General features: G+C 45.3%; 12 protein-coding genes and 1 pseudogene. 5 read left to right on the top strand and 8 right to left on the bottom strand.

Translation table 11 applies throughout. The features are described 5' to 3' along the window. Nucleotides 1–812 (top strand): annotated as a pseudogene (locus tag ACESZH_RS12615) (transposase); the annotation flags it as partial. Nucleotides 813–1,114: 302 nt separating this feature from the next. On the opposite strand, the gene ACESZH_RS12610 reads toward ACESZH_RS12615, so the two are convergent. From ACESZH_RS12610 to ACESZH_RS12595, 4 genes are all read right to left on the bottom strand, one after another. Then, nucleotides 1,115–1,864: a sigma factor gene (locus ACESZH_RS12610; RefSeq protein WP_373216576.1), complete on the bottom strand. Its 750-nt coding sequence runs from the start codon at nt 1,862–1,864 to the stop codon at nt 1,115–1,117. Nucleotides 1,865–2,000: 136 nt separating this feature from the next. Continuing rightward, nucleotides 2,001–3,158 (bottom strand): ABC transporter permease, encoded by a 1,158-nt coding sequence (locus ACESZH_RS12605; protein WP_373216575.1) that lies wholly within the window; start codon nt 3,156–3,158, stop codon nt 2,001–2,003. Continuing rightward, the gene (locus tag ACESZH_RS12600; RefSeq protein WP_373216574.1) at nt 3,145–4,269 is read right to left on the bottom strand and encodes an ABC transporter permease; all 1,125 of its coding nucleotides are present in this window, start codon (nt 4,267–4,269) and stop codon (nt 3,145–3,147) included. The genes ACESZH_RS12605 and ACESZH_RS12600 overlap by 14 nt, the downstream gene beginning before the upstream one ends. A gap of 9 nt (nt 4,270–4,278) precedes the next feature. Next, nucleotides 4,279–5,208 carry an ATP-binding cassette domain-containing protein gene (locus ACESZH_RS12595; protein ID WP_373216572.1) on the bottom strand — a complete coding sequence of 310 codons (930 nt, stop codon included), beginning with the start codon at nt 5,206–5,208 and terminating at the stop codon, nt 4,279–4,281. Between the two features lie 173 nt (nt 5,209–5,381). On the opposite strand from ACESZH_RS12595, the gene ACESZH_RS12590 reads away from it, so the two are divergent. Next, entirely contained in the window at nt 5,382–6,515 is a 1,134-nt protein-coding gene (locus ACESZH_RS12590) for a sensor histidine kinase (RefSeq protein WP_373216571.1), read from the top strand. Nucleotides 6,516–6,575: 60 nt separating this feature from the next. Then, nucleotides 6,576–7,196 carry a response regulator transcription factor gene (locus ACESZH_RS12585; protein ID WP_373216569.1) on the top strand — a complete coding sequence of 207 codons (621 nt, stop codon included), beginning with the start codon at nt 6,576–6,578 and terminating at the stop codon, nt 7,194–7,196. A 53-nt stretch (nt 7,197–7,249) separates the two neighbouring features. On the opposite strand, the gene rarD is transcribed toward ACESZH_RS12585, so the two are convergent. After that, nucleotides 7,250–8,149: an EamA family transporter RarD gene (gene rarD / locus ACESZH_RS12580; RefSeq protein WP_373216567.1), complete on the bottom strand. Its 900-nt coding sequence runs from the start codon at nt 8,147–8,149 to the stop codon at nt 7,250–7,252. A 126-nt stretch (nt 8,150–8,275) separates the two neighbouring features. Here rarD and ACESZH_RS12575 point away from each other — a divergent pair, with 126 nt between their 5' ends. Next, nucleotides 8,276–9,145 (top strand): LysR family transcriptional regulator, encoded by an 870-nt coding sequence (locus tag ACESZH_RS12575; RefSeq protein ID WP_373216565.1) that lies wholly within the window; start codon nt 8,276–8,278, stop codon nt 9,143–9,145. A 72-nt stretch (nt 9,146–9,217) separates the two neighbouring features. Next, nucleotides 9,218–9,991 (top strand): DUF6429 family protein, encoded by a 774-nt coding sequence (locus ACESZH_RS12570; protein ID WP_373216564.1) that lies wholly within the window; start codon nt 9,218–9,220, stop codon nt 9,989–9,991. 147 nt (nt 9,992–10,138) lie between these two features. Here ACESZH_RS12570 and ACESZH_RS12565 read toward each other — a convergent pair whose 3' ends face one another. Genes ACESZH_RS12565 through ACESZH_RS12555 form a run of 3 tightly spaced genes read right to left on the bottom strand, consistent with a single transcriptional unit; the run spans nt 10,139 to nt 11,519 of the window. Then, nucleotides 10,139–10,351, bottom strand: a complete 213-nt coding sequence (locus tag ACESZH_RS12565) for a hypothetical protein (RefSeq protein ID WP_373216562.1) — start codon at nt 10,349–10,351, stop codon at nt 10,139–10,141. Between the two features lie 9 nt (nt 10,352–10,360). Next, nucleotides 10,361–11,008, bottom strand: coding sequence for a hypothetical protein (locus ACESZH_RS12560; protein ID WP_373216560.1), 648 nt, complete (start codon nt 11,006–11,008; stop codon nt 10,361–10,363). Nucleotides 11,009–11,042: 34 nt separating this feature from the next. Continuing rightward, nucleotides 11,043–11,519 carry a hypothetical protein gene (locus ACESZH_RS12555; protein WP_373216559.1) on the bottom strand — a complete coding sequence of 159 codons (477 nt, stop codon included), beginning with the start codon at nt 11,517–11,519 and terminating at the stop codon, nt 11,043–11,045. Nucleotides 11,520–11,654: the final 135 nt, after the last annotated feature.

Below are 11,654 nucleotides of genomic sequence, written 5' to 3'. Positions count from 1 at the left end.
AAAAGTTAAATAAAGATGATAAAAAATGGGCCTTGGACAGGACTGGTTTTAAACGTGTATCCGATGACACACCTGTTGACCTTTCTGAAATCCCGGAAGATGATAATGGACTGTATTATAAAGATGAGCCATATACTCCCCATACACTCCACCAGCGCCTGATTGTGACTTATTCGCCCAAATATGCAAGATATCAGAAAACGATACGTGACGCACAGGTGGAACGCGCTGAAAAGATGCTAAGTTCCGGAAAAGTAAAAAAGGAACGCAGGAATCCGAATGATCCTGCACGTTTTATTGGAAAGGTTGCCGTTACTGAAGAGGGCGAAGCAGCAAAGATCCATAATTATCTGGATACAGATAAGATTGAACAGGAAGCCCTCTACGACGGAATGTATGCGGTAACTACCGACCTGTTGGATGATGATGTGAAAGATATTTTAAAAGTCAGTGAGGGAAGATGGGAAATCGAAGAATGCTTCCGAATCATGAAAACAGATTTTGAAGCGCGACCCATATTCCTTCAGGACGATGTACGCATAAAAGCACATTTTCTCATCTGCTTTCTTTCATTAGTCATATACCGTTATCTTGAAAAAGAATTAAAGTACGCCTTTACCTGTGAGGCGATTCTGGATAAATTAAAAACAATGAATTTTGCAGACATACAGGAACAGGGCTTTGTCCCGCTTTATACACGTGACAAGTTAACCGATGCCCTGCACAGGATCTGTGGCTTTGATACCGACTTTAAATTTATCACCAAAAGTCATATGAAAACAATTCAGAAAAAAAGTAAAGGCAGGAAATAAAATACTATAGTCTAAAACAGCGCTAAAAATCGCTACACTGCCCGTATTTTCAGGCATTGTAGCGATTCTATTTTTTCTCAACTGTCAAAGACCAGATATTAACATGTGCTGAAAAAAATATCAACTTTTTATCTCATCTTTTACCAGTTTTTTACCAACTTTATTTTCCTCATGGAATATATTCCTTTGAGACAAAAAGGAACCTCCGCAGGAGCTTCCTATTGTATGCTTGGCAACAAAAAGGAGATGCACATCTCTGCTTATTTCTGTGCATCTCCCGTATTGAAACGCCATCACTGCATTTATTTGTCATCTCCTGTGAGCCGCAGGATATTGCGGATCTCATCCACCTCCATATCAAGGATCACTGCCAGCTCATCCACGGAAAATCTTGTTTCTCCATCATCGTCCGTCAGCTCCCGGACAGCGGATTCCAGTTTTTCCACCTTTGCCACCAGACACTCATCCTGGAAATTCTGCTCCGTCTGCGCCTCGATCGCTGCCGTAATTCCCTTTCGCACTGCAAGGCGCAGCCAGCTATCATCCTTTACCTTTGGTTCCGGCTCCTCCAATGCAGTGAGAAGCGCCACGTTTGCCTCCTGGATCAGATCCGCCAGATGTATCTCACTGCAATTCATTTCTGCTGCCATTTTTGCAGCCTCCGGAAGGTATGCCTGGACAAGCGATGCCGCCGCAAGCGTATCCCCATCCCCAAGTGCCGCAAAAAGTGCATCCATCCCTTTTTCATCTCCCGGGACTTCGGGAAAACCATTCAAATATTCCTTCAGGTATTCTTTCTCCTCCGGGGTTAGCGGCACTTTTGTGCCTGCATTCACCTCCGGCACCGCCTCCTGGTTTTCTTTTACGTTTTCCGCACCCTCAATGGTGATCCCTTTTATCTTCAGATACTGCAGGATCTTCACAAGCTGCTCCGTATCCAGCTCTATCCCTGCAAAATATTCCCTTATCTGCTCCTGTGTAAGCGTTTTACCGTTTTCTTCTGCCAATACGCAGATCCCGTTAAGCTTTTCCTGAAATTCCGCAATGTTCATAATGATTCTCCTGTCCTACTCAGGTATTTATTCTCATTGAATTCGCCCTGCTCCATCGCCTCGGCTTATTAAGTGTTCCTATTATAGCACAAAAAAGAGGCGGCTTCCACAAATATTGCCGCCTCTTTCCAATTCACTACTTCTCCTGTTCGCTGCATTTGCTGACAGCCAGACCCACGCACAGAATGGCGGCAGCAAAAAGCATCTGAATTCCAAGCCCTTTCCATACAGCCAGGCTCTGCGACTCCGAAAGCGCCGCACTGCCGCCCAGGACCTCATTCACGGTTTCGTACCAGTATACGGGCAGAAAATGAGCTGCAGCTTTCACACCCTTGCTCAGCACGTCCAGAGATACAAAGACGCCGCAGAGGAAGCACATACCAAGGGAGACCACATTCACAACACCGTTTATCACCTCTTCCCGCCGTACCAGCACTCCGATCAGGAATGAGATCGCCAGTGTTACCAGAACAAGCACAAAGGAATTCAGCAGATAATAAACCAGATTTACATCCGACAGAAAATCATTTCCATAAAGGGCAATGGTTAAAACCAGGCAGGCGATCCAGAATACGATTCCCAGCACCAGATACCCCGCCACAAGCTGAATATTCTGCGTTCTCTGGGACACGGCAGAGCAGAGTATTCTCCGTCTTACATCCTTTTTCCGGTAAGCGATCATAATAAAACCGATGATATAACACAGCACCGATACCACCATAAAAGGCAGGTATTGAAACAGTGAAGCATAGGGCGCCTTTTTCCCGCCGTAACCATTTCTGTCCAAAAGCGTCACTTCCGTTTCCACAGCTCCGATCCTTTCCACCTCTTTCAGTGCATCTTCCATAGAAAACCCGGTTTCACGCAAAACCCTTACTGCATTCATAAATGTTTCGATCTGCTGGTCTACATAGAAGGCGCTGACAGTTCCGGGAATCTTCGTAGTATTAAGCTTTTCCCCATTAGCCAGGCATTTTTCCTCAAAATCCTCCGGGATCGTAACCACATAATAGATATTCCTGTAAAACAGATTTTCCTGTATCGTATTTTTGTCGTCCTCGATTTCTACAAGATGATGCTTTTGTCCCAAATAATCGGTAAGCCCTTCTGCAAGTGCTCCTCCGTCCCGGTCGATCACCGCAATATCCAGGCTTTCCTCCTGAAAGCTGCTCACACCTTCCCCACCAGTCAGAACCTGTATCAAAATACAGATCGTCATAAAGATCGCCATATACAGGAAAAACAGAAAGATATTCCGTTTTACCAATGTCATAAAGCCTTTAAATACTGTCATATCGTTCCCTCCTGGTTGCAAAGAAGCTGATCAGCACAAACAATGCGGCCATGCATCCTAATATTATGAGATTTCTTGCCATACGCTGCGTATCGTTATAAACCGCCATGCAGTAATAGGCATCGCTCAAAACTGCTGCCGGATTAATTCTATTGATAATGGGACAGCTTTTTTCTATTATATTTTTCATATCTCCGATCATCAGTCCCGCCAGAAATCCCGGAAATACACTGACAAGCACGCAAATGCCGGTTTTCCAGTTAAAAGAAAGCCTGCTCACGCTTCCAAGCAGGATTCCTATGGACACTCCGATCAGGCTTCCCATAAAATTCACCAGAATAATACCGCCTATATTCCCACCCAGGTCAATTCCAAGCACAAAGCGTATAAATCCGGTCAATATCATGATGTCGCAGAAATGAACGAAAAGCAGCACAAAAAAGGTGCTTAACAGAAGCTTCATTTTATGCGTAGGGGTAATACACCTTCTGGCTCCCAGGGGCGAAATGTTTGCCTGACTATCGCAGCACCCCTTTACCCCGATGAATGCGCCGGATAAGCAGGCGTAGGCGATCAGCGCAAAAAAGTAGGATATCGTAGGATTAAGAGTCCTGCCGCCCACGCTTACATCCTGGGTAGTCTCACGCCAGTCACTCATGGATTTGATTGCATTTCCCAGCTTCTCAGGCCGTTCTTTTGCAATGGTGATGATCATTTCCGCATTTCTGTTATAAGCATCCAGAAACGCTTTCAGAATGCTCTGGGAAATGTCCGATTTGGCAACTGTGAGGGAGGGCTTTTCTTTTACATAAAATATCCCGCTTATCTCATCTTCCGCCAATGCTCGCAGCGCATCCTCTTCTTTCATGGTTTCCGTTTCTACTACGCTGCCCTCAATATTCTCCAGAAAAATCAAAAATGCCTGACCAGCCCCGGAGACATCTTCTTCTACCACTGCCACCGGAATTGACTCCATTTCCTCTCCCATATCGCCGCTTCCAAAAGACACATAGAAGAAAGTGCCCAGAATGATCGGGAAAGCGATGGCCCAGAACATGATGGAAAATTCCCGGATAGTCTGCTTAAACTCATATTTCATTAAATGCCACATAATTTCCTCCTAGTCTCTCAGCTCTTTTCCCGTGATCTCCAGGAACACATCGTTCAGAGTCGGCAGCTCCGAAAATACCCTGCCGAAAGCAATATCCTGTTCTTCCAGATAATGAAGGATCCGAACCAGGTTATGCTTTGCCCCTGTAAGGCGAATTTTCAGTATTTGCTCTTCATAGGTTACGTCAAAAACATGGGGAAGCGCTCTGATCTCTGACAGCCTCTGTTCATCCAGAGCTATTGCCTCAATGGTGACGGTTTCTCCTGTCTTGATCATACTTTTCAGCTCTTCCTTTGTGCCGGTTGCCAGCACCCGCCCATGATCGATGATCGCGATCCGGGAACAGATCTGCTCCACCTCTTCCATGTAATGGGAGGTATAAATGATCGTGGACCCTTGCTCATTCAGCTTCAGAATGCCCTCCAGGATCTTATTGCGGCTCTGCGGGTCTACCGCTACTGTCGGCTCATCCATAATGATCAGCTTTGGCTTATGGGCGATTCCGCAGGCAATATTCAGTCTCCTCAAAAGTCCTCCCGATAGTTTTCCCGGACGCATTTTTTTGAAATCCTCAAGCCCCACGAACCGGATCGCATCCTCCACCAGCTCTTTCCGTTTTCTCTTATCCTGAACATACAAGCCACAGAAATAATCAACATTTTCCCATACGGACATCTGGTCAAAAACTGCCACATTCTGCATGACCACTCCGATGTTCGCTTTAACATCATAGCTGTCCGGTTTCATTTCCTTTCCCATGACCTGAATGCTGCCTTTATCATATTTCAAAAGCGCCAGCATACAGTTCATTGCAGTCGTTTTTCCTGATCCATTCGGCCCCAAAAGCCCGAATACTTCCCCTTCTTTTATCTTCAGGTTCAAATGATCCAAAGCCACCAGATCACCGTATCGCTTCACCAGATTTGTTATTTTTATCATATTAAACATGCTCTCCTTCCGCAGTAATCTTTCAAACTGCTGCTAACCTGACCAAAAGGTCTGCTTTACCAGCGTTAAGTTTTACTTGTAGTATAGCGCTTCCGGTTTTATAATAAAAGTGCCGGATGTCAGCATTTTTATGTGACAAAAGTCATACAGCGAAGGAGCATATTATGAAACGATTTATTGACCGGGCAGTCTTACTGATATATTCCTTGGGCACCCTGTTTCTGTTGGAGACAAGCCCGGTTTTTCTTGTTGCTTTTCTCTGCGCAGTTATGGTTTCTTCTCTTGGATATTGCCTGAAATGGCGGAACTGCCGCCTGGCCTTTTACATACTGTACCTGGTCTGCTCCCTTTTTTATATGGAATTTATTCTGTTTTTTCCAGTGATTTTTTATGGCTTTTTGGAGGAAAAAGCACACATTTTTTCTGTGCTGACAGGTGCGATATGCCTTCGTTATTTTTTTGCGGATTACGACTGGAGGCTTACATTTTTTCTGATTTTTGGAGGTGTCCTTACCTTTATCCTGCAGTACCGCACAGCCGAATACCTGGCTCATGACATAGCTTTCAAAAAAAGCAGGGACGACAGTACGGAGTTGAATCTTCTTCTGAAACAAAAAAATCAGTTTCTTCTGGAAAAGCAGGACTATGAGATCTACACCGCCACACTGAAGGAACGAAACCGCATTGCAAGGGAAATCCACGATAATGTAGGGCATCTGCTCTCCCGTTCTATCCTGATGACAGGAGCTGCCAAAACCCTGAACCGCGACCCGGCTCTTTCCTCTTTTCTTGAACAACTCGAAGACACACTGAACACTGCCATGACAGGTGTACGCGAAAGTGTCCACGACCTGCATGACGACTCCATTGATTTAAGAGGTGTTCTCTCGGAGTTAACAGAAGGCTTTACCTTTTGTCCCGTTCAGTTTAACTATGATATGGGACCTGAAATTCCCCGCGCTGTAAAATACAGCTTTATTGCCATTGTAAAAGAAGCTTTGACCAATATCATCAAACATAGCGATGCCACGAAGGTCCTCCTCTCACTTCATGAGCATCCGGGAATTTACCAGCTCATCATTGAGGACAATGGCTCGCCTTCCCCCGGTATCTCTTGTGATATGCAGTCCGATCCGCCATCCCATTCCCAATCCGATCCGCTGGAATGTTTTTCCGGTTCCGGCATGGGACTTGCCAATATGCGTGACCGCGTTGCCACGCTGCACGGGACCATACAGATTCAGACACAGAAGGGCTTTCGTATTTTTATCACAGTTCCCAAATCGGAGTTTTCCTGATACCTGTATGATCATAGACCGATTTTCGATATATACCGTTTTTTAAGGAGATTTTCTTATATGAATATTTTAATTGCAGATGATGATATCCTTGTGGCAACTGCCCTTAAGACCATTCTGGAGGCAGATTCCTCTCTCCATGTGTCCGGGATCGGTTCAGACGGCACGGACGCTGTCCGCCTGTACCGCCAGGAACAGCCGGATGTGCTTCTCATGGATATCAGAATGAAAGAAATGAATGGATTGGATGCGTCGCAAAAGATCCTATCCGAATTCCCTGACGCAAAAATCCTCCTGCTCACCACCTTTTCCGATGATGAGTATATCATAAAGGCTCTGAAATTCGGAGTGAAGGGGTATCTTTTGAAGCAGGATTACGGCAGCATCATCCCTGCCATAAAGGCAGTCTCCACCGGACAGACCGTATTTGGAACCGAAATCGTTTCCCGGATCCCGGAGCTGATCCAGCCAAAATCCGGCTTTGACTACAAAGATTATGACATCGGACAGCGGGAGTACGAAATCGTCACCCTTGTTGCGGAAGGCCTGAGCAACAAGGAGATCGCTGCAAGGCTTTGCTTAAGTGAGGGAACTGTCCGCAATTATTTAAGCACTATCCTGGAAAAGCTGCAGCTCAGGGACCGCACCCAACTCGCAGTGTTTTACTACCGGCACCGCTAGGCATCCATATTAAGCTTTTAGTTGAGCTTTTCATGACTACCGCTCCCGCAGTTTTATTTGACGCTGCCAGCCTTGTTTTTCCGCACCCCAAGCCAGGTTTCTGCCAGCATGATCCCTATGGCACCCCAAATGCACACAAAGGATATCAGTTCACCCTGGGACGGAGTCTCATGATAAAAGAAGATCCCCATCAAAAACTGGATGGTTGGATTCAGATACATGAGAATGCCCGAGAGATACAGCGGGATCCGGCGCACCCCGTAGGCAAATAACAGAAGGGGAATGGCTGTAATGATCCCTGTCATGGGAAGCAGAAGAAGCTTCCACCCGCTCAAAACGGCTATCCCTCCTTTTCCTGCTGTCTCCATAATAATCATATAAACCAGTGCAAATGGCATGACCACCAACGTTTCCATGAACAGAGATACTTCGCTGGGAAGCTTGACGGATTTTTTCAGCATTCCATACACCGCAAAGCTTCCTCCGATCACGATAGCCAGCACCGGGACTGTTCCCGATTGTATGATGGCATATGCGACTCCTGCCCCTGACAGAACGACTGCCATCCATGTCATGACAGACAGCTTTTCCCGCAAAAACACCGCCCCGAGAAAAACGCTTATTATAGGATTGATATAATACCCAAAACTGCTGTCCAAAAGGTGTCCATTATTCACCGCCCAGATATAGCTTCCCCAGTTGACGCAGATTACAATTCCCGCAAGCGCACACCTCCCGAAAAGCTTTCTGTCTCTCAGAACCTCTCTGATCTCTCCTGTTCTTCCTGAAGCCACCAGATAAACTGTACAGAATACAAGCGACCATACTATCCGCGAACACAAAATATAAACAGAATCCACTTCATGAAGGAGATTCCAGAATAGGGGCAGGATTCCCCATAGAACATACGTAATACTTACTGTTATAATACCGTTTCTTTTCTCTTTTTCCATCGTAACTCTTTCTCCTCTGTCATATTGACCTGCGCCTGTCTTAAGAGTATGATATTAAAAAATCATCTATTTGTAAAATTGATTGTTTCAATTATATATTTCATTTTTTTCGATAAGGAGTTTATAATGGAAATCCGCAATCTCACTACCTTTGTAAAAACCGCAGAGCTTCAAAATTTCACAAATGCCGCCAGGGAGCTTGGTTATGCCCAATCTACTGTTACCGCACAGATACAGCAGTTGGAAGAGGAATTGCAGGTGCAGCTTTTTGAGCGAATCGGAAAAAGGATCCATATCACAGATGCAGGAAAACGTTTTCTTCCCTACGCGCAGAAAATCCTTCTCCTGGCTAAGCAGGCAGCCAGCCATTCCAATGTGGAAGCGCCTTCCGGAACTCTCCGCCTTGGAATCGTAGAATCCCTCCAAAATCATGAACTTGCCGGACTGCTCCACCGTTACCGCAAGGTCTGTCCGCTGGTCAATGTCATAGTCAAAGCTTCTGACTGCCAGACGCTGACAGAGCTTCTCATGAAAAACGAGCTTGATATCATGTATCTTTTCGACACCCGCATCCGGCACGAGGAATTAGTCTCTGTCTACGAAGCCTCTGAGCCCATGTATTTTACCGTCCCCTCCGGACACCCTCTGACAAGTAACGCGAATGTCACTCTTGAGGAAATCCTGGCTTTTCCCTTTATGGAAACAGAACGTCACTTAAGCTATGGATGGGAATTCAATCATTTTCTTGCCCAAAAGGGGCTTACCCTCAAATCCTGCCTGGAAGTGGGAAATCCCGATATCATCGTCCAATTGATCAAAAACGGCGACGGCATTTCATGGCTTCCGCGGTACATCATTCAGGATGAGCTTCAGAGGAACAATGTTTCTGTTCTGGATTATCAGATACCTGAAATCACCATGTACAAGCAACTGATCTACCACAAAAACAAATGGATCTCCGCTGCTATGAAGGCATGGATAGAACTTTTTGGCTAGAGGCAAAAATTATTTATAATCGGTTGCCGAAGCTTAAAAAATATATTATTCTAAATAGCAGGAGGTAACGAAATGGCAAAAATGACACAAGAAGAAGCAATCGAAGAATTATCCTTAATGCTGATGTATCTTACCAGATTTCGGGATAATAATGAGTTTTGCAGATATCTGGAAGTAACCTGGAAGGGCTATGATTTTCACACAATGGACAGCCTTGAAAACAAAGATCTGATCATTCAGCAGCGAAGGAGCAAATGTGCCTATCTGACAGAGGCAGGCAAGGCGCGTGCCAGAGATCTTTTACAAAAGTATCAGCTTCCGGACCAGGATCTGTATGAGCGTTTTGAATTCAGAAGCATCCGATCGGAAGAGGCAGAGCAGGCGGCAGAGATTGAACGGACCTGCTTTCCGCCAAATGAGGCGTGTTCAAAAGAGATGATGCTGGAGCGTGTTGCAAAAGCTCCGGAATTATTTTTAGTAGCAGTGGATAAACATACTGGGAAAATCGCCGGATTCCTCAACGGCCTTTCTACAAACGAGTATTCCTTCCGGGATGAATTCTTTACAGACGCCAATCTCCATGATCCTAAGGGCAAAAATGTGATGCTGCTGGGTCTGGACGTACTCCCGGAATATCGCAGGCAGGGCCTGGCACGGGAACTTATGTACCATTATCTTCGCAGAGAGCGCGAAAATGGAAAACGCATTATTCTTCTGACCTGTTTACAATCAAAGGTAAAAATGTATAAAAAGATGGGCTTCCGCGATGAAGGTATCGCCGATTCTACATGGGGCGGTGAACAATGGCATGAGATGAGCTATGTGATCAATCTATGTGGGGATTGATCACTCAAAGGCAGAATAGGCGGGAAAGCTATGTCAGCTCTCCCCTTGCCGGTTCTCCTAAAAGCAACGTCACTTGTGTTCCGCTCCGCGCTGTGTAGTACGCAAAATGGCGCAAAACACGAACTTAAGACGTTCGGCTTTGCGCCATCAAGTGTTCATCGGATCTCCGATCCCGGAATCCGTGATATTCTGGTTATAGAATTTGGTGGAAAATAATTCTCCGGTCCTTCGTGATGCGAACCAGGCTCCCCAGTCCATTGTCTGGGCATTAAGGGTGTTGGCATCTATCCGGCGCAGTATCTCTAAGCATTCGTCCAGGGTGCCTTTGTCTGCGATTTGCAAGATTTCTTTTACATTCATTCGATCACCTCAAATACGGTCAGCAGACCGTCTTTCATTCCAAGGATGTATTTCTTTCCGGTCGTTTCGTCCGTCATGATGTTCCCCTCCTGGACTTTGGCATCGATACATTCCTCGGTGTCGGTTCCGTACTCCATCTCCATCCAACATGAAGTTCGTGTATGCTTCATCCCGATATTTTCGACCCGCAGGCTCTCCGATTTTTCCCGGCTTCGCATCATCCAAGAAATAAAATTTTTTAATATCCGGTGCGTACTGTATAATTTTAGCCATTTTACTGCTCTTATTAGAAGTCTTCTCACTGACAATATTGGCATGATACCCGTTTTCCCTCATAATGGCATCTACATCCTCTGCGTATTCGTCTCCACCATTATTCGCTTCAACTTTAGCCTGATTTATACTATTTCTCACATAAACTGCAGCTACAAGTGGTTTCGTTGTATCTTTATCGCCATTATTATAAGCTATATCATGTATGAATACAGAATCTCCATATACATAAGCTACCGGAACGGATACATAGTCTCCGCCACCCCAAGCCACATCACAGGAACCAATAATCTGATCTGCAGGACCGGCAGGCAATATACCGTTATAATAGCGTAATTCCTCTTTCGGAAATAGCAGCCCTTCTCTCACATACGGTCTATCCATATATTTCGCCCGCCAAGTTCCATCATCCAAATCATCACGCATCTGCCATGGCACTTGTATTCTCGGGATTACGACCAGCCAGCCATGCCATAAAGAAAATGCAGAGAGTAGATTTCCCGACTCGAGGTGGTAACGAAATTCCCAAGAAATAGAGTTTCCTGTCAGCCAAATCCTGTAGATCATCCACGATTACCTTTAAAACTTTACGCCTCGGCAGGTAAAAGCGTTTTTCCGCGGGTCTGTCTTTCTCCATGTATAAGAGAAAATCCTCGAAAAAATATGGGGCTAAGAATAGTACCGCCCGCCAATACAAATCCTGGAATCTCAAATCCTTCCGGGTACCTATTGCTGCCAAGTTCTTAACGTGCTGACATTCAGACTTTGCCAGTTCCAAATCATCGTCCTTAACCGCCAGAACCATATCGAAGAGCATGGAGCAATATTTATACTGGTGTAAATCTGCTTTATGAAGTTTTTGGATTATCCCGCGATTCTTCTCAATATCGCCCACACACCAATTCCTTTCTTGGTGCTCGGGGCACTCGAGATTATTTGAAATATATACTGTGTTTAGATTTTTTCAAGCATTGCATTAAGCACCTTTATCCTCCCTCTCATGCTATCTGCTATTGCATGAAACAATTCT

The organism is Ruminococcus sp. 5_1_39BFAA (assembly GCF_964240875.1).
GTDB lineage: Bacteria > Bacillota > Clostridia > Lachnospirales > Lachnospiraceae > Blautia_A.
This window is presented reverse-complemented; position numbering and strand designations above follow the sequence as displayed.

Bases quoted from the DNA above. Each gene is read 5' to 3' on its own strand.
- ACESZH_RS12570 (WP_373216564.1), top strand. From the start codon at position 9,218: ATGGCAAAAATGACACAAGAAGAAGCAATCGAAGAATTATCCTTAATG.
- ACESZH_RS12565 (WP_373216562.1), bottom strand. From the start codon at position 10,351: ATGAATGTAAAAGAAATCTTGCAAATCGCAGACAAAGGCACCCTGGAC.
- ACESZH_RS12585 (WP_373216569.1), top strand. From the start codon at position 6,576: ATGAATATTTTAATTGCAGATGATGATATCCTTGTGGCAACTGCCCTT.
- ACESZH_RS12610 (WP_373216576.1), bottom strand. From the start codon at position 1,864: ATGAACATTGCGGAATTTCAGGAAAAGCTTAACGGGATCTGCGTATTG.
- ACESZH_RS12605 (WP_373216575.1), bottom strand. From the start codon at position 3,158: ATGACAGTATTTAAAGGCTTTATGACATTGGTAAAACGGAATATCTTT.
- ACESZH_RS12595 (WP_373216572.1), bottom strand. From the start codon at position 5,208: ATGATAAAAATAACAAATCTGGTGAAGCGATACGGTGATCTGGTGGCT.
- ACESZH_RS12590 (WP_373216571.1), top strand. From the start codon at position 5,382: ATGAAACGATTTATTGACCGGGCAGTCTTACTGATATATTCCTTGGGC.
- ACESZH_RS12575 (WP_373216565.1), top strand. From the start codon at position 8,276: ATGGAAATCCGCAATCTCACTACCTTTGTAAAAACCGCAGAGCTTCAA.
- ACESZH_RS12600 (WP_373216574.1), bottom strand. From the start codon at position 4,269: ATGTGGCATTTAATGAAATATGAGTTTAAGCAGACTATCCGGGAATTT.
- rarD (WP_373216567.1), bottom strand. From the start codon at position 8,149: ATGGAAAAAGAGAAAAGAAACGGTATTATAACAGTAAGTATTACGTAT.
- ACESZH_RS12560 (WP_373216560.1), bottom strand. From the start codon at position 11,008: ATGGATAGACCGTATGTGAGAGAAGGGCTGCTATTTCCGAAAGAGGAA.